Annotated in this window: 15 protein-coding genes; 4 read left to right on the top strand and 11 right to left on the bottom strand. The window is 57.4% G+C overall.

Features of this window, described 5'->3' with window-relative positions:
- Positions 1-121: 121 nt before the first annotated feature.
- The 11 genes from PQR40_RS13750 to PQR40_RS13800 form a co-directional block, all read right to left on the bottom strand.
- Positions 122-1,678, bottom strand: a complete 1,557-nt coding sequence (locus tag PQR40_RS13750; RefSeq protein WP_408509192.1) for a DHA2 family efflux MFS transporter permease subunit — start codon at positions 1,676-1,678, stop codon at positions 122-124.
- A 28-nt stretch (positions 1,679-1,706) separates the two neighbouring features.
- A complete protein-coding gene (locus PQR40_RS13755; protein ID WP_408509193.1) occupies positions 1,707-2,966 on the bottom strand; it encodes an HlyD family secretion protein in 1,260 nt (419 codons plus the stop codon).
- A gap of 55 nt (positions 2,967-3,021) precedes the next feature.
- Positions 3,022-4,539, bottom strand: a complete 1,518-nt coding sequence (locus PQR40_RS13760; RefSeq protein ID WP_408509194.1) for an efflux transporter outer membrane subunit — start codon at positions 4,537-4,539, stop codon at positions 3,022-3,024.
- A 46-nt stretch (positions 4,540-4,585) separates the two neighbouring features.
- Positions 4,586-4,720 (bottom strand): hypothetical protein, encoded by a 135-nt coding sequence (locus PQR40_RS13765; RefSeq protein WP_408241763.1) that lies wholly within the window; start codon positions 4,718-4,720, stop codon positions 4,586-4,588.
- A 1,161-nt stretch (positions 4,721-5,881) separates the two neighbouring features.
- Positions 5,882-7,618 (bottom strand): ubiquinone-dependent pyruvate dehydrogenase, encoded by a 1,737-nt coding sequence (gene poxB / locus PQR40_RS13770; RefSeq protein WP_408241766.1) that lies wholly within the window; start codon positions 7,616-7,618, stop codon positions 5,882-5,884.
- A 181-nt stretch (positions 7,619-7,799) separates the two neighbouring features.
- On the bottom strand, positions 7,800-8,648 hold the full coding sequence (locus tag PQR40_RS13775; protein ID WP_408241769.1) for a fumarylacetoacetate hydrolase family protein: 849 nt from the start codon (positions 8,646-8,648) through the stop codon (positions 7,800-7,802).
- A 164-nt stretch (positions 8,649-8,812) separates the two neighbouring features.
- Positions 8,813-9,313: an SRPBCC family protein gene (locus PQR40_RS13780; protein ID WP_408241772.1), complete on the bottom strand. Its 501-nt coding sequence runs from the start codon at positions 9,311-9,313 to the stop codon at positions 8,813-8,815.
- Between the two features lie 152 nt (positions 9,314-9,465).
- Positions 9,466-10,035, bottom strand: a complete 570-nt coding sequence (locus tag PQR40_RS13785; protein ID WP_408241775.1) for a flavodoxin family protein — start codon at positions 10,033-10,035, stop codon at positions 9,466-9,468.
- A gap of 186 nt (positions 10,036-10,221) precedes the next feature.
- Positions 10,222-10,632: a luciferase domain-containing protein gene (locus PQR40_RS13790; protein ID WP_408241778.1), complete on the bottom strand. Its 411-nt coding sequence runs from the start codon at positions 10,630-10,632 to the stop codon at positions 10,222-10,224.
- A gap of 966 nt (positions 10,633-11,598) precedes the next feature.
- A complete protein-coding gene (locus tag PQR40_RS13795; protein ID WP_408340305.1) occupies positions 11,599-12,402 on the bottom strand; it encodes a helix-turn-helix transcriptional regulator in 804 nt (267 codons plus the stop codon).
- Between the two features lie 69 nt (positions 12,403-12,471).
- Positions 12,472-13,218, bottom strand: a complete 747-nt coding sequence (locus PQR40_RS13800; protein ID WP_408241784.1) for a GntR family transcriptional regulator — start codon at positions 13,216-13,218, stop codon at positions 12,472-12,474.
- A 164-nt stretch (positions 13,219-13,382) separates the two neighbouring features.
- On the opposite strand from PQR40_RS13800, the gene PQR40_RS13805 reads away from it, so the two are divergent.
- The 4 genes from PQR40_RS13805 to PQR40_RS13820 all read left to right on the top strand — a co-directional run bounded on the left by PQR40_RS13805 (position 13,383) and on the right by PQR40_RS13820 (position 18,542).
- Entirely contained in the window at positions 13,383-14,408 is a 1,026-nt protein-coding gene (locus PQR40_RS13805) for an L-dopachrome tautomerase-related protein (RefSeq protein ID WP_408241787.1), read from the top strand.
- Between the two features lie 37 nt (positions 14,409-14,445).
- Positions 14,446-15,432: a C-terminal binding protein gene (locus tag PQR40_RS13810; RefSeq protein ID WP_408241790.1), complete on the top strand. Its 987-nt coding sequence runs from the start codon at positions 14,446-14,448 to the stop codon at positions 15,430-15,432.
- A 193-nt stretch (positions 15,433-15,625) separates the two neighbouring features.
- Positions 15,626-16,645 (top strand): TRAP transporter substrate-binding protein, encoded by a 1,020-nt coding sequence (locus tag PQR40_RS13815; RefSeq protein WP_408509195.1) that lies wholly within the window; start codon positions 15,626-15,628, stop codon positions 16,643-16,645.
- 10 nt (positions 16,646-16,655) lie between these two features.
- Positions 16,656-18,542, top strand: coding sequence for a TRAP transporter large permease (locus PQR40_RS13820; RefSeq protein WP_408241796.1), 1,887 nt, complete (start codon positions 16,656-16,658; stop codon positions 18,540-18,542).
- The last annotated feature ends 48 nt before the right edge of the window (positions 18,543-18,590 follow it).

Consider the following 18,590-nt stretch of genomic DNA (forward strand, 5'->3'; position numbering starts at 1 on the left):
GGTTTTCTTCAGCAAGTCATACACTGGTATTCTTTTGGCTGGCACAGCCCCACGTCCACCGCACACAACACAAGTGAAGCGACTGCACCGAACTTGCACGCGTCAGCGAAAATCAGATCGATCAGTGGGCCGCAGCCGCTGCCTCGGCATCCCCGCCGCCCTTTGCTGGTCGCGTGATCCAGATCAACGGGATGATAACGATGAAGATGACGGCTGAGATGTAAAAGATATCGTCAAGTCCCATCATCGCGGCTTGGGTGTTCACCGTGGAATCGAACAGCGCATGCGCCGACTGCGTGTTCAGATGCAGCAGCGACTTCGTCGAATCGATCCATCGGTTGAATAAGGGATTGTCGGGACTGGCCTGCTCGGTGAGCCGGGTGTGATGTAGAACGGTCCGATTGTTCCACTCGTTGCTGGCGAGCGAGGTGCCAACAGCACCGCAAAACACCCGCGCGAAATTCGATAACCCCGCGGCTGCGGGAATGCGATGGGCCGGTTGACCGGACAGGATGATGGCCGTCAGCGGCACGAAGAACAACGCCATCGGAATCCCCTGCAGCAGCGTCGGCAGCACGAGATGCCAGGTATCGATCTCGACCACGTATTGCGAGCGCATGAAAAAGACGATCGCGAACCCGACAAACGCGAGGGTTGCGATGATACGCGCGTCTAGGCAAGCCATGATACGGCCCATTGCCGGCGCGAGAATCACTGCGAAAATACCAAGCGGCGCGGTGACCAAGCCCGCGTCGACAGAGCGGTAGCTCAGGTACCCTTGCATCCATTGCGGCAGCAGCACAAGGTTGCCGAAAAATACCGCATACGCAATCGAAATTGCGATGGTGCCACCGAGGAAGTTGCGCTGCCCGAAGAGTCGCAGATCAACGATCGGATTCTCTTCGGTCAGCTCCCAGATTAGGAAGAACGCAAAGCTTACGACTGCCGTGATCGCGAGTCCAACGATGACGGGCGAATTGAACCAATCGAGATCCTTGCCTTTATCGAGCATCACCTGAAGTGCGGCGACCCACGCGATCAGCAGGCCGAGGCCGACGACGTCAATGGGCAGCTTCCGGGTCTGCGTTTCGCGGGTGCGGTAGATCGCCCAAGTGACACCGGCCGCAAAGATGCCGACCGGAATGTTGATATAGAAGATCCATGACCAGTTGTAGCTGTCGGTGATCCAGCCGCCGAGCAGCGGTCCGGCAATTGGGCCGACAGTGGCGGTCATTGCCCACAGCGACAGCGCCGTCGCCGATTTTTCTTTCGGATACGAGCCGAGCAGAAGTGCCTGCGACAGCGGGATCAGTGGGCCGGCCACGACGCCCTGCAGAACCCGGGCGCAGAGCAGAATCGGCAGGGTGGGCGCCATTCCGCACATCCACGACGCGAGCACGAATGCAAGGATGGCGCCGACAAACAGCTTCACCTGCCCGACCCTTTGCGTGAGCCAGCCAGTCAACGGAATCGACACCGCGTTGGCGGCGGAAAACATTGTAATGACCCATGTGCCCTCGTCGACGGACACGCCGAGATCGCCGGAGATGTTCGGGATCGCAACGTTAGCAATCGATGAGTCCAGCACCGTCATGAACGTAGCGAGTGCAACAGCGAGGGTTGCAAGAACGAGCCGGCCGCCTTGCAGTGGAGGAGGAGAAGCAAGTGTCTGAGCCATGGGAAACCTCGTAGGAAGTCGGTGCGGCTTACATCAGTTTCGAATCGGTCTGAGCGCCCGCTTGTGAGCCCACCCTTCCGCCTGTCGTTGCCGCATGGGTCCCCACCTTTTGTGCGGCGCTGTCTGTACCCGCGTTTTCGGCGATGATGCGGGCGATCTCTGCGTCGGCCTGATCACCGTACTTCTCGAATACGTTGGTCTGGTAGACGGTGTTCTGTGCGTTGCCGAGTTCGGTGCCCGAGTCATCCTTGATACTCACGTCAGCTTGCATCGACAGGCCAATGCGCAGCGGATGCTTTTCAAGCTCCTGAGAGTCGATCTCGATCCGTACCGGCAGGCGCTGTACGATCTTGATCCAGTTGCCCGTCGCGTTCTGCGCGGGTAGCAGCGAGAACGCCGAGCCGGTACCGGCCGAGAAACCGACCACCTTGCCGTGGAACGCGACCGACGAACCGTACGCGTCCGCAGTCAGCTCAACCGCCTGGCCGATGCGGATGTGCTTCAGTTGCACTTCCTTGAAGTTCGCATCGACCCACACGCCATTCAGCGGCACGATCCCCATCAGCGGATTGCCCGGCGACACGCGCTGGCCGACCTGCACCGAACGTTGCGCGATATAGCCGGTGACCGGTGCGGGCAGTGTGTTGCGCGCGTTTGCGAGGTACGCGTCACGGACTTTTGCGGCGGCGGACTGCACGTCCGGATGCCCCGCGATCGTCGTATTGGCAGTCAATGCGCGATTCGCGGCGAGCTGCTGCCGGGCGGCATCGAGTGCGGCCACTGCGCTCTTCACGGCATCGCGTGCGTGTGAGATATCTTCCTGCGACACTGCACCCGTTCCGGCGACCGTCAGCCGGCGGCGCAGGTCGTCCTGCGCGCGCGACAGATCGGACTGGCGTACGGCGACCTGCGCGAGGTATTGATCGTCGTTGGCAAAAAGGCCGCGTACCTGACGTACCGTCTGTCCCAGGTTCGCTTCCGACTGCTGGAGCGCGACGCGCGCATCGGCCGGGTCGAGCGCAACAATCGCGTCGCCGGCCTTGACGGTCTGCGTGTCGTCCGCGTTCACGGCGATTACCGTACCGGTAACTTGCGGCGTGATCTGCACGACGTTGCCGTTCACGTACGCGTCGTCGGTCTCCTCATGGAAACGTGCGACGAGGAAGTAATACAAGCCGTATGCAATCGCGGCGATCAGGATCGCGACGACAAGCAGCACTGTGGTGCATGTGCGCTTGCCGTTGTTCACCGGTTGGGTTTCGGCGGCAAGTTGCTGGGGAGTGTTCATGGATAGGCTCCGTGATCTTTCAATCTGTGTAGTTCACCAGGATCGGCTTTCGGATTCAGTTCGCCGCGGCATGATGAGCGACCGCAGCAGCGGGGACAGCAAGTGCATCGTCTGGCACGGAGAGACCGGCCTGCATCGCATCGAAACCGCCACCGAGCGCCTGGATGAGGCCGACCTGCATGTCACGGCGTGTCATCTTGAGATTCATCACCGCCTGTTCGGCCACAAGGCGGCTTTGATCGGCGGTCAGTACCTGCAACTGCTCCGACAGGCCGGCCTTGTAGCGGATGACGGCTAGTTCGTATGCTTTCGTCGATGCATCGAGCGCGCGTTGCGCGTCGCCCATCTGCCGGTCGATCGAGCGGATCGACGACACTTGCGTCGCCGCATCGGACAGCGCATTGATCAGCGTCTGGTTGTAGTTCGCGACGTCGAGGTCGAAGTCGGCGTAGCGGCCCTTCAACTGCGAGCGCAACTCGCCAGCATCGAAGATCGGCAGATGCAGCGCTGGGCCGAACTGCACCTGGCGGCTCGCGGAGGTCAGAAAGCGGCCCCAGCCGAACGCATCGAAACCGAAGCCGGCCGACAGATTGACGTCCGGGAAGAACTCAGCCTTCGCCTCTTTCACGTCGTGCATCGCCGCTTCGATCTGCCAGCGCGCCGCGACGATATCTGCGCGGCGCGATACAAGGTCGGCTGGCAGGTTGTCAGGCAGCGCGACGATCGCGCCTGGGGTCAACACCGGCTCGGCGATCTGCAGGCCGCGGTCGGGGCCTTTGCCGAGCAACGCGCCGAGCTGATAGCGCACGACAGTGATCTGGCCGTCGAGGTCGCTGAGGTTCGACCGGGTGGTGGCGATGTTGCCGATCGCGGTCTGCTTCTCGACGTTCGTGTCGAGCCCAGCCGAAACGCGGCCGTTGGTGATCCGGCCGATATCCTCTCGATTACGGATTTCACGCTGCGCGATATCGCGTAGCGCGTACAGCAACGCGAGGCGGTTATAGGTGCTCGCAACCGATGCGGCGAGCGTGACGCGCGCCTGCTGCATGTCGGCTTCAGCAGCCTTTTCCTGCGACACAGCCTGGCCCAGACGCTGACGGCTCTTGCCCCACAGGTCCAGATCCCACGACGCGCTCGCGAGCACGTTGTTCTCGCTGTACCAGCTTCCACCATACGGAGGCGGATACAGCGCATTGCCAGGGAACAGCTCGCGACTCCACGAATAGCTGGCATCGACTTTCGGATACAGTGCCGAACGCGTGCTTTCGATATACGACGAGGCTTTGGCAAGACGCGCCTGCGCCTGAGCGATCGACGGGTTGCCGCCCAGCGCTTCGGCGATCAGCTTCGGCAGTTGAGGGTCACCGAACTGGTTCGCCCAGTTGAGCAACGGCCATTGACCTCCTCCAGCGGGCAGGCTCTGCGCCGACTCGTACTGCGCCGATGACAATATCTGCTTGTCGCTCCTGATGCCGGCGTAGTTCGCGCATCCTGTGAGGGTGAGTGCCGTCACAGCGGCGGTGAAAACAACCCGGCACGGAAATGCAGGCGCGGACAGGAAATGGGATTTCATCGCTCGACTCTTTGAGTGGAATGTAATGATGGACACTGCAACCAATCTATTGCGGTTTGCCGTCACAATTGGTTGTCGTATCACGGGATGCCCCCGTTTGATCCCCGGCGTTGACCAGCACGCGTTCGTCGAACTGGTAGTCACAGATTTCTGCGGGCGGCATGAATGACGAGTCAGTCATGATCTAGATGCCTTCAATGGAGAGTGAGACGTGAATGCCTGAGTTATGGAGAAACTTCGTGGCTGATACCGATTCTGCTTACACCAGTTCTGAGCCGCTCCTTGCATCGTACAAGCCAGTTTTACGCGCTCTGATGCTTTTGCCGCCGTTGGGTCACGTTTGTACAATTTCGACATCCACGTCATCACCATAGGTGTCGAACACGACGGTCCGCTAAGCTCGTTTTGCGAAACGCAGTCCCGTTATGCCGTAACGCAAGAGAAGAATCAGAAAGGGTAAGAGTCCACACTAACCAAGGCTCCGTTCAACCGTCCGCCAGCCTGGCCGCGAGGGATCAACCCATATAGGGGAGATTGGCCCTAAGCCAAACAAGGCAATCACCGCGGGCTCCGTGGCCTCGGCACGAACGCCGTCGTAGTGAGGCGTCAGCGCCTGGCGTTCAACGTACTCACCTGGATGAACAGGAATGGTCTTCTCGGGATGGAATTGCTCACCCGCGGCAACCCACCATGTACCGGACAGAACTACGGCATGCCGGGTAGTCACATACGAATGAGGAGAGCTCATGTAGCCTGGATACCAGCGCGCAAGCTGCACATAGCAGCCTGAAAGATGCGTGGAACCAGACAGGTCGGCTGTCTCGAAGCTCTGGGTCGGAAAGCCCGGTGGAGTAGCCCAATGCATATTGCCGAGCGGGACAATCGAAGTGCCCCGACCTGGAACGTCTGTCTTTGATCCAGCCGCCTCTGACTGGCGGGTCATTGGGAAGAACAAAGATATCAATGGTAGAGCTAACAAGCCACGGCGTAGACCTGAAATACCATCGCAACTTTTCCGCATGATGAACCTCGGATTACGCAATACGTTAGCAATCGTTCGTGTCTTCGGACTGGCCGCTATCTCCACTACGGATAGCTTTACCTGGTGAGCTGTGATTCGGGCGATTGCACATTTCGCATTTCCAACTCATGGCTACCCTGGACAGCGTTGCCAAAAACGAACATCGATTTATCGCCCGATGGGTCAGTCGACCAAGCAGGAAAATCACTGTGCTGGCGATATCACAGGAGGGTGAACCCCGAATAGGAAACACAGAACAGGAACGGGTTGACTTGCCTGATTTAACGTCGTCAGTAATGACTCAGTTTCCAGTCTCGCCCCCTAGCGCCACAGGTTGGTTTGTGCGAGATCGATCACCTGGTCCGCCTGCCCGTTCAGGATCGCCTTGACCATATAGAGCGAAAACCCTTTCGCCATTTCGAGGTTGACCGCGGGAGGCATCGCCAGCTCCATCCGATTGACAACGGCGTCGATCAGCACCGGGCCGTCGTGGGCGAAAGCCATGGCAATGCCGGGTTCGACATCGTCTGGCTTCTCAAGGCGGATGCCGCGGATTCCGACGGCTTCGGCCATGGCAGCGAAGTTCGGGTTGTTCAGCTCGGTGCCGATCGGCACGAACGACGTGGATTTCTGTTCGAGTTCAATGAAGCCAAGCGCGCCGTTGTTGAAGACCACTACCTTCACCGGCAGACCCAGTTGGGCCAAGCTCAGGAAATCGCCCATCAGCATCGCGAAGCCGCCGTCGCCCGACATGGAGATGACCTGGCGCTCGGGAAAGGCCGCCTGCGCGCCAATCGCCTGCGCCATGGCGTTCGCCATCGAGCCGTGCCAGAACGACCCCATTAGCCGACGCTTGCCGTTCATCGCGAGGTAGCGGGCGCCCCACACCGTCGGCAGGCCAACGTCGCAGGTAAACACGGCGTCTTCCGACGCGCGGTCGCTGATTGCTTTGGCAACCTGCTGCGGATGGATCAGTGACTTCCTCGCACCGGCCTGCGCCAGCGCGTCGAGATCCTTGCGCGCCTTGTGGTAGTGCTGCTGCGCCTGCGTGAGATGCGCAGAGTCAGTTTTTTCCTGCAATTTCGGCATGAGCGCCGCGAGCGTCGCCTTAACGTCGCCGACGATGCCCAGATCGAGTGGCACTCGACGCCCGAGATTGCCGGGGCGAATGTCGATCTGGACGATCCGGGTGCCCGTTTTACGCGGATAGAACTGGCTATACGGAAAATCCGTTCCCAGCATCAGCAGCAGGTCACAATCGAGCATCGCGTAGTAGCCCGATGAAAATCCGATCAAACCAGTCATGCCCACGTCGTACGGGTTGTCCCATTCGACGTGCTCCTTGCCGCGCAACGCGTGCACGATCGGCGCTTTAAGCCGCCCGGCCAGCGCCATCACTTCGTCGTGTGCGCCCGCGCAGCCCGACCCGCACAACATGGTGACGCGGCCCTGCTCGTTGAGGATCGAGGCCAACCGGCCGAGATCGCCTTCGGCCGGCGTAACAACCGCCTTGGGCGGCAACAGGCCCGCAGCCGACGGAGGTGGCGCATCCACCGCTTGTTGCAACGCGACGTCTCCCGGAATCACGACCACCGCCACGCCGCGCTTGCCAGTCGCCTCGCGGATCGCGATCTCGAGCGTACGCGGCATCTGGTTGGCGCTCGAGATCAGCTCGCAATAGTGGCTGCACTCTTTGAACAACGACTCCGGATGGGTTTCCTGGAAATAGCCGCTGCCGATTTCGCGCGACGGGATATGCGCGGCAATGGCCAACACTGGAACCCCGGAACGATGGCAATCGAACAGGCCATTGATCAGATGCAGATTGCCTGGGCCGCAACTGCCGGCGCAGACAGTGAGCGAACCGGTCAGATGCGCTTCGGCACCGGCAGCGAACGCAGCGGCCTCTTCGTGCCGTACATGGATCCAGTCAATTTCCTCACGACGTCGGATCGCATCGGTCAAGCCGTTGAGGCTGTCACCGACGATCCCATACACCCGCTTAACGCCAGCTACCACAAGGACTTCGACAAACTGCTCCGCTACGGTCATTGACATGACACCTCTCCTGTGAAGAACGACTGATTGAGTGCAGGTATGTGCCAGCCCTGTGGGGCTTCACCTGCGGCCTGGTCGGAGGGCACGTCAAGCCGAGTTTCGCCAGAGAACCATTGCGCCAGGCGCCCGTGTTCCAACCCCGGTCGAACGGCGGCGAGTCGCCGGTAAGAGCTTCCACGCCTTAGCTGGACCAGGGAAGAATCTGTTGACGCTGCGCGCCCAAGCCTTCGATGCCGAGCTCAATAACGTCTCCTGCTTTGACGAACACTGGCTCCGGCTTGTGGCCCAACCCAACGCCTGCTGGTGTTCCCGTAGCGATAATGTCGCCCGGCTCAAGTTCGATAAATTGGGAGAGGTAGCTGATCACCGTGGGGACATCGAAGATGAAATTCTTTGTGTTGCCGTCCTGATGCCGCTTACCATTCACATCGAGCCACAAATGTAACGAGCCGGGGTCAGCCACTTCGTCGCGAGTGACTAGCCACGGACCTATCGGCGCAAAGCCTGGGAAGCTCTTTCCTTTTGTCCACTGACCGCCCCGCTCCATCTGATAACTGCGTTCCGTAAAATCATTGAAGGTGCAGTAGCCTGCGACGTAGCTGAGCGCATCCTCTTTCCCAACGTAGAGGGCGCGCTTGCCAATGACGATGGCGAGCTCAACCTCCCAATCGGCTTTCTGTGCGTCTTTAGGTAGCCGTATGTCATCGTTGGGACCGCTGGGACGGCATCCTTTGAGGAACACGACTGGCTCTTCCGGAATCGACAGCCCGGTTTCCTTTGCATGGTCGGTGTAATTCAGACCAATACACACAATCTTGCCGGTTTGCGCCACCGGTGGGCCGAGACGAACAGGGCCGCTGACAACAGGTAACGCCTTGGCGTCGATTGCGGCGATCTTCGCGAGGCTAGCGTCCGACAACGCTGCCGGATTGATATCCGCTATAGCTGAGGACAAGTCGCGCAACATGCCGTCGGCGTCTACCAAAGCGGGTTTCTCTGCGCCAGGGGCGCCAAATCTAGCTAGCTTCACAACATTCTCCTAATTGATTGACGCTACCGAATCTAATGGGTGAATACTTCTCTGTTCGTTTGTCTGCACCCGACGAAGACACAGCACAACGGCCGACAAAATATTCCGCAACGCGTAAGCGCGGGCATCGCATCCCTCTTGGTCATCTTTACAACTTGGCAGCATCATTCCGGTAGCCCAGACTGGGCTTTCCTACTGAGTTCTTTTAGCCATATTTCGTGTTTGTCAAACAGAGCTTTTTGCATTTCCTTGCCGGCGACGAGAGCCATCCAGTCAATCTGTGTTTCTTCAGTCACTACATTCGTGGTCCCGTCGGGAAGCGGTGTCAACACCCAGCCATGGAATGCGTTTATTCCCGACCCTCTGCCGACCCATGAAAGTCTGGATGCAACCTCGAATTCGTGAACAGTCGACGTAAGTCTTAAGCCAAACGTATTCCAGCGAAACTTGGAGCCAATGCGTAGGTTCGGGCCCGGCCACATTGTGAATTTGACTTTGTCGGCGTCCGGATACCAGGTTGGCCAAAGATCCGCCCGAATTAGCCATGCCCAGATAGTTTCCGGTTTGGCCGGAATGGTAATTTCATTACGAGCGTAAATATGGGCAGTTTCCGGTCTGTACTTTTTAGGCCAGAAAACTGCCGGTGAGGGGTTGGAGCTGCTCATAGATCGTCCTGTTCAGGTTGTGAATCCTTGAGTTCTCTTTGCGCAGTGTTCCGAATGCGCCTCCGTTCCGCTAACCGGCCAAGCCGGCCTTCCGATTTCTGTCAATCGGAAGGCCATGCTATCGAGCAACCCTGTTAATCCCGTGCCCCTGCTCAATCGCTCAATCGGGCCGCAAGCTGCGCGACACGCTCGCCCAGCAGACGCGCCGTTTCCAGATCACCCGATCGGGGCGCTTCATCCGGTGATGCGTCGGCCGGAGATACCGCCAGGGCACCCGTAAAGCCTGCAGTCCAGTTAACATCGCTCGGGCCGCTCGCCTTTGAATTGGCAGGAAGCAGTCCAGTACCAACCCATACCTGGCCATGCTGTTGTGAAAGCGTCCAGAAGTATTCGATCGTCACGAACTTGTCGCCATTTACCGACGCCGAGTTAGTAAAGCCTGCTGCGACCTTGTCCTTCCACGCCAAAGAGAACCATGGTTTTGACGAGGCGTCCGCAAACTTTTTGAACTGCCAGGCGGGACCGCCCATATAGGTCGGACTGCCGTAGATGATCGCGTCGGCGCGACCAATCTCATCGAATGTACCGTCCGGCAGATCACCGTTTTTATCGATCTGGTACAACCGGGCATCGCCGACAGATGCAGCGCCTGCCTGTACGGCCTCGGCCTGCTTGGTCGTGTGACCGTAACCACTAAAGAAAACAATCGCAATGGTCGTCATCAGAACTACTCCTTGCATTAACTAGAACGGGTTGAAATGGAGGACGGAGGCGTAGGCTGCAAGTATCCTTAACTCATGAAATTTCTATCAGACTTTCTATCCGATCAGCAGAAAACGGAACAGGATGTATTCGCAGACCATCCGAACTGTTGGTTCAGGCAACCATGGCTTGTTTAGCAATGGTTGCTAACCGGACGCGACCGCGGCCCCCTCGGACCGGCGCCTCTCGCTCATGTGAGCGACCGCTGCGTCGAGCAACTGCTCGACCGCCTGCAATTCAGTCTCATCGCGTGGCGCATAGACAAACATGTACGTAATAGGTAAATCCAAACGTCCCGCGAGCGAATGAAGTTCGCCCCATCCTCGCTCGATGGCAGTAACCGTGTCGCTCGGACTCATGATCATGTGCATCGACCCATCGCCCGGATGAATGTGGCCGACTTCGCCTTTCGTACCCAGTGCGTAGACATGCCCGCATTGCGGGTGGCAAAGGGTGACTGCATCGCTGTGTTTCTCAAAATAGCTCTTTTGATAACGGACGACATCTGGGCGCGCAGCGACCGTATCATCGAATACTGATTGCAGGCGAATCAACATCTCGGTACCAATGAACTGACTCAACTGGCGATGAGGAATGGGATGTGGAGCAATTTTCGGCCTGGGCCCAGCTCGTTGGATCATTGAGCCAAGGTAAATGTGGTCATCGATGCCACCCCTGCTCGGATCCAGAAGGCTAGCGACCGTCGTCAACTTACTTTTTGCGAGTCGTAGGCGAGTCATCCGAACCCACCCACGTGCTGTATGCGGAAGTCCTCCCTCGCCCAGCGATTTCCATGCTCGAAAGTCGTGAATAATCCATAAGATCAAGCAGAACGTTGCCAGTACAGCACCCGAGATGAATAGTTGCATAACGGTTATTTCGGTATCAGCAGTGGTCAGCATAGGCAAAGAAAGTGCGTTGAGGCCACCAATTCGGCAATCACTCCAGAGAATCCCATCATAAGTATTTAAAATTAGTAATCCTAAATTCGTATTTTATGGATAACGATCGATTAATATTGTCGGGTTGCTTTCTCGTGTTCTTTCGTAGCCCGGCTTCCCGCAGCAATCAACTCAGTGAATCGCTCCAAATCCTCCCGCAACAAGACTACCTTAGAACAAGAACGGGAATCTTTTCGCGCCTACCAGCATGTCGCTTCGCGTAAACCCAAGACAACTTTCTATCAGCATCTTGTAGTTGGCCTGTCAGCCCGTGGACGCATGCAATCAATCTCCGATTCGTCTGCGCACGCAATCTCTCCAGTCTGCCAGACTCCTCCGATGAGAATCAAAAGCCGCGCTGCCGTTCGCATCTGGAGTTCCTTGCTTCGCCATCAGACGGTCAGTATGGACGCGGTGTGATTGATACGCGCCTCCGACCCGATCAACATCTGTGCCAATTCGATCAGATGCGAAACCGCACGAAAATAGTCCAGAAAATGCCGTGCGTCCGACTGAGTGTCCGGCCTGAACACACCCGTGAATCGGGATCGAACAATACTGCATTACTCCGCTGGATACCCATCACACTGGACGTCGAACATCGCTGGGACCGTAACCGAATCTTTGGCGAAAGCGTGCAGTAAACCGTGATGGACTGCTGTAACCAATCTCTAGCGCAATCTGCGTCACCGGCAGGTCCGTGACCTGTAGCAATGTGAGGGCTCTAGACATTCGAACGTCGACTAGCAAAGCGTGAAATGACGTGCCTTCGTCGGACAGTCGGCGGCGCAGCGTCGCTTCGCTCACTCCTAGCAGATCTGCCATACGAGGCGCGGTCCAAATGGCGGAAAGATCGTCTGCGATCCTGCGTCGTACCTGTCGCACGAGAGAAGGCCGCTGGCTGTGGCCAAAGTAGGCGCCGTCATGGTCGAGCCAGGTTAGCATCTCGGTCATTCTGACCTTGGCGACTTCCGTTGGAACTTCTGCCGGGTATAAGATGCCTTCCCTTGCATGGGCGAACGCCTGCAGGAAGGAAGTTCCGCCCGACTTCAACACATGAACGTCCCCAATCCGTTGCCCCTTGACAGGTCCTTCGGAATATTGAGCCGTCACGGTGCCGTCGCACGCGAGCCATTGAGCTTCGTAGACACCGGTGGAGGTACAGGGCGTATTGACTACGTCAAATGTTTGTTGCTCTGCGACCGCAATTGCGCAACCGGATTCTACGACACGCTCCTGGCCGCCCCATCGGAGGCGCTTGCGTCCCCGAAGCACCACGATGATCGTTGGACTGTCTATCAGGATCCGGGCCGATAGTAGTTCACGAGCCTGAACGATCTGGGCAGTGGCACCTACGTACGCTCTTACGGCAATCGTACGTTTCATTCCTGCGTCGTCGGAACCCAACATCCGCACAACACCCGTCTCTACGTCGCTCATTTAGAAGATACCCGATTACGCCGGGCTTCTACGCGTACTGAAGCCATAGCGCGCCGGCTGGTTTGCCTGTCCCTCAAACAGGCCGGATCTTTCTACATGACGCAGTACTGCGTCGGTAGTCAGTTCAATATGCGTAGTCATCAGCTTCACGGCCTTGCCTGCATCCCGTGCGAGCATCGCCTCCATCAACGCTTTATGTTCAGCGTCGAGATCACGGTCCGAAGCCGTGAGCGATACAGACAGGTTCCGATAGCGCGCGTTCTGCCTGAACAACATCGCTCGCAGCCTCAGCAGCCATCGGCTGTCGCAGGCGGCGACCAGCGACTCGTGGAATTCCGAGTGAAGGTAACCCCAGTTCCTCTCGTCGTTCGGCAGCGAATCGGCCGCGCTGACTTGATGCGCCTTGGACAGGCGATGGTAGGCCGAAAGGATCGCCGCCTCCCACGTCACGTCGCCTCGGCTGATCGCGCGCTGCAGACACATTGACTCGATTTCAATCCGGACAGCCGTAAGGTCGCGCAAATCTTCCGCCGAGATCGGGGCAACGCGAAAACCCTTCTGCGGCTCGGCAACGACCAGGTCCTCCGAGGTCAGCCGGGAGAGCGCTTCCCGAACAGCACCGACATTGACCTCGAGGAGGTCGGCCAATTCTTTTGCGTTGATGCGTTCTCCGGGCGTTAGCCGGCACGAGAGCACCTCGTCCCGAAGTCGCTCGTAAGTCGCTTGGGTGAGGCTCGCCTTGGATGTTTCGATCAGTTTCATGCAGGCGATGATAGGCCGAAACAAACATAAAATCAACTTTTCTCATTAAAATCTTTTTTTCTTGAAAAAACTATTTTCACGCTTATACTCGACCCAACGCGTGGCGACACCATCGATGTCGCCGAACATCCGGCATTTTTTACGCATTAGCAGAGGAGAAGGCTTTGGCTATTGAGATGCAGCAGGTTGCGGAATCATTCGAGTTTTTGTGGAACGGAGCTGTTTGTGCGCCCAACGGCAGGCTGTTTGCGAGCATGCCCGGCTGGCTCGGCCCGACGCCGGGTGTTGTCGAGATTTTTCCGGACGGAACCTGGAAGCCATTTCCGGGCAATGAATGGAATGGATGGGCTCTTGACAAAGATCCAACTCGCTCTTTCGTGGACGTCAATAGCATCTTCGCGGACGATCGCGGAAGCTTGTGGGTTCTCGACGCGGCAGCACCCTTCTTCGCTACTGCGATCGAAGGGGCGGTGAAGCTCGTCGAGATATCGCTCGAGACGAATGAAGTTAAACGGGTGATTGTCTTCGATCCGAAGGACGCGCATTCAGGCACCCGCCTTGCCCACATTCGCTTTTCAGGCGACCACGCGTTTATGGCTGAGTCTAAGGAAGGATCGTTCTACGTTATCGATCTGCGCGACAACAGCTATCGTCGCATCCTCGTCGGGCATCCGTTGATGCGATGCCTGCCCGATGACGTACCAACCATGGAAGGCCGACGGATTCATCTTCGAGACGGCCGGCCAATGTATATCCACAACGACCTGCTGGAGTTCGGCACCGATCCGAACACGCTGTACTTCATGTGCCTGTTCGGGTCGCGGATATTCAAGACTCACGTCGACACATTCAAGGATCCGACGCTTTCTGACGACGAAATTGCAAGTCACATCTCCGTCGCTTATGAGGTCGGCCCCTGGATCGCCGGGATGTGTCGAGATATGCAAGGGAACATCTACCTTTCCGATGCAGAGAATAACGGCATGTCTGTTCTGCGCCCTGACGGCAGCATTACGCCGATCCTACGCGATGATCAAATTATCTGGCCTATTTCCCCATCAGTCGGCCCAGACGGATACCTCTACTTCCCTGCAACGCAACTCAACCGGATTCCGATGTTTTCTGGAGGAGAGGACAAGGTCGAGCGTCCCTGGAAGATCTTCAAGGTCAAAGTCAGCGAGGCCACGTGATCCGTACAATTTGCCAAAATCACAACAAGGAGATCTCATGTCAACAGCTAAAGTCGTACTAACCGATTATGCCTGGGACTCGCTCAGCATCGAACACGAGATTCTCGACGATCTGGCCGAGTTGACGGTATTGCAAAGCAAGAATTTTGACGAGCTCCTGCCATATCTGTCCGATTGCGATGCATTGCTCAACACATATGCCGGCCCTATCACCGCCGTAGTGATGGAGGCAATGCCAAAGTGCAAAATCATCGCTCGATACGGCATCGGTATCGATACAATCGATCTCGATGCGGCTACCGCGGCAGGAATTATCGTCACCAACAATCCGTCTTACTGCATTTCCGAAGTAGCAGAGCATACCGTCGCGCTGCTACTGAGCGCAGCGCGAAAGATTACTTTCTACGATCGCCGGGTGCGCGAGGGAGAGTGGGACGTGCCAGCGGCCAAACCCATTGCTCGCGTTGCGGGCAAAACGTTGGGGTTAGTCGGTTTCGGAAACATCGCCCGCAACGTCGCTGTCGCGGCTCAGGCACTTGGAATGCGGGTGCTCTTCTCAGACCCGTTTGTTCCGGACAGATATCGTGGCGTCGGCCCGACCAAGGTTGACCTACCCGAACTGCTTGCGCAGTCAGACTTCGTCTCAGTGCACGCACCGCTGACGGCAGATACTCGGCACCTTATCGGAAAGTCAGCATTCGGCCAGATGAAGCGCTCAGCAATTCTTGTCAATTGTGGCCGAGGCCCACTTGTGGAAACTGAGGCACTTGTGACCGCGCTAGATACGGGTCAGATTGCCGGTTGTGCGCTCGATACGACCGATCCCGAGCCTCTTCCGCCACAACATCCACTGCGCGACCGCGACAATGTTTTGATCACGCCGCATGCAGCGTGGTTCAGCGAGGATGCCATGATCGCGCTGCAACGTGGGGCTCCGGGCGAGGTTCGCCGCGTCCTTAGTGGTGAATGGCCTCTCAATGTCGTCAACCCGGCCGTGCGTGGAAGAAGTCGGGCGGGTCTCTAAACGTCCCACTTCAGAATGAAGCTCGGACCTATGAACCTATGAATCGGGCCCGGGGACGCGGTCGCGCTGTGGACTGAACCGGCCTGAAGTCGATGCAACGGGTCATCGCGAGGCGCCGGCGCCAAAGGTCGAAGCATATCAACCGCAAGAACGGACAACGCGGCTTGCCACAAAAATAGATTGGAGACACATCATGAACATTTCCCGTCGACGCTTTGCACAGGCTGTGTTCGCTGCACCAGCCATTTCCACCCTCGGTTTCTTTCCGGCACGTGCAGGCGCAGCACCGGACTTCCGATATCGGTTTGCCCACGGCTTTCCGCTGACCCATCCGGTTCACGTCTACTTGAAGATTGCGGCAGACAAGACTTTGAAAGACACAAATGGTGCGCTGCAGATAGATGTTTATGGCGCAAGCCAACTCGGTGGGGACTCGCAGATGCTTTCGCAACTGCGCAGCGGTGGCATCGAGTTCTTCACGACAGCAGGTCTGATTCTCAGCACATTCGTCCCCGTTGCATCTATCTATGGGATGGGATTCACTTTCGACAACTATACAACTGTCTGGAAAGCGATTGACGGCGACCTTGGCAATCACATTCGCGGCGCGTTTCAAAAGGCGGGTTTACAGCCCTTTGAAACGGTGTGGGATAACGGATTTCGGCAAATAAGTAGCGCAAAGCACCCGATAGTAAAACCCGGAGATCTGAAGGGATTCAAAATCCGTGTACCTGTCGGATCTATCTACACCTCAATGTTCAACGCACTAGGCGCAGGTCCGGTAAACCTCAACCTCGGTGACACGTACACAGCGCTACAGACTCAACTAGTGGACGGCCAGGAAAATCCGCTAGTCGTTTTCGATACCGCAAAATTCTTTGAGGTGCAGAAGTATGTATCGTTGACTAACCATATCTGGGATGGAGCATGGTTGCTCGCTGGACATGATGCGTGGGCGGCTTTGCCAAAAGACATGCAGCAGATAGTCTCCCGGAACTTCAATGCCGCTGGGCTCACCCAGCGGGTCGAATCGGAACATGTGAACGTCGCTCTACAGAAGAAACTGACGGACTTGAAAATCAGCGTGAATTCCGTGGATATGAGCCTTTTTCGAAAAGCCCTGACCACATCCGGGTTCTATAAGGCGTGGCAGGCAAAGTATGACAGGCAGGCTTGGGCCCTTCTGACAAAGTATGTCGGCGAACTGGGATGAAGAGGCGATCATGCAAAGCGATCTCGTGAACCGTGCCATCCATCAGCCATCAAATAATGAGCGACCGCCAGCGCGCCGGGCTGGTGTTTGGCTTCAACGACGGGTGCTCTCAATCGTCAATCCACTAGCTGCCGGATTGGTTCTCGTCGAAGCGATACTTCTTCTGGTTGGTGTGATTTTCCGATACGTCCTGAATCGCCCGCTTTCCTGGACGGACGAGCTGGCCACCATGCTGTTTCTCTGGCTGGCGATGATGGGCGCCGTGCTCGCCACCGCGCGAGGCGAACATATGCGCCTGACGTTCGTTCTGAATAGGGTGTCGCGTGAACAGCGCGCGCTGCTGGAAACGCTAGGAACGGTAGTCGTTTCCGGTTTGCTGGTCGTCTTAATCCCCCTTGCGATTACGCAAAGCATGGATGACTGGGCTGTCATGACGCCGGCACTCGAGTGGCCCGACGGTATTCGGGTACTCGCGATTGCCGCAGGGACTGCGCTAATGCTAATGGTTTCGCTGGGCAAACTTCAGGCAGAGGCTAAATGGACGCACATCGCAATATCGCTAGTCGTTGTGGCATTGGGGCTGGCAAGCTTGTGGCTCGGAAAGCCCTGGCTGCTTGGCGCAGGAAACTTCAAGCTCTTACTCTACTTCGTTGGCGTTGTTGGCATCTGCGTTGCGCTCGGTGTCCCAATCGGTTTTGCCTTTGGGGCCGGGACGGTCGCGTACCTCGCTACGGCAACCCGGGTGCCGCTTGAAATCGTTATCGGGAGGATCGATGAGGGGACTGCCCATCTCATTCTGCTCTCGATACCTTTGTTTGTAATGCTCGGGTTAGTCATGGAGGTGACAGGGCTGGCTCGGGCGTTGGTGTCTTTCATCGCTTTGCTGCTTGGGCACGTTCGCGGAGGACTCTCTTACGTGCTGCTGGGCGCAATGCTTATCGTGTCCGGGATCTCAGGGTCCAAGGCCGCAGATATGGCCGCGGTCGCGCCAATGCTGTTTCCGGAGATAAAAAAGCGTGGCGGCGACCCCGGTGAGATGGTAGCGCAACTCGCAGCGGCGGGCGCCATGTCCGAGACAGTTCCCCCGAGCTTTGTGCTGATCATTATCGGCTCTGTAACGGGCGTTTCGATTGCTTCCCTCTTCACCGGGGGTCTGCTGCCCGCGCTGGTAGGTGCGATCGCGGTAGGCATCGTTTGCGGCAGGAAGGCTAAGACCGATGACACATCTAATGTTAAGCGAGCTACGTTCGCGGAGATCCGCAAAGCTGGTCTCTATGCGCTACCCGCGCTGGCGCTGCCATTTGTCATTCGCGCTGCTGTGGTGGAGGGCGTTGCGACCGCAACCGAAGTGTCGTCGATCGGCATCGTCTACTGTCTGCTCGTAGGTAGTCTTCTGTACCGTCGCATGGACTGGCGGAAGATATATCCGATGCTTGTCGACACCGCGGCGTTGTCTGGTGCAATCCTGATCATCATCGGAATGGCAACGGCAATGGCATGGGCCCTGACACAGTCCGGATTTTCCACGGATCTGGCGAACACCATGATGAAGATGCCAGGTGGTGCTGTAGGTTTCATGGCCGTATCCATATTGGTTTTCGTCGTCTTGGGAAGCCTTCTCGAAGGGGTTCCAGCAATCGTCCTGTTTGGGCCACTCCTCTTTCCCATCGCGCGTTCAATAGGCATTCATGAGGTTCACTACGCCATTGTCGCGGTGCTCTCGATGGGCATTGGACTGTTCGCTCCACCCTTCGGAGTAGGGTTTTATGCGGCCTGCGCGATAGGTCGGGTTTCGCCAGACGACGCCATGGGAAAGGTCTGGCCGTACCTAGGCGCTCTGTCAATAGCGTTGATCCTTGTCGCCACCATTCCGTGGATTTCAACGGGGTTTCTGTGACAGTCTGTCAGGCCACAGAGATTGCTCCAGATATGCTAAATCAACGTG

This window comes from Paraburkholderia sediminicola, assembly GCF_046026855.1.
Taxonomy (GTDB): Bacteria; Pseudomonadota; Gammaproteobacteria; order Burkholderiales; family Burkholderiaceae; genus Paraburkholderia; species Paraburkholderia sediminicola_A.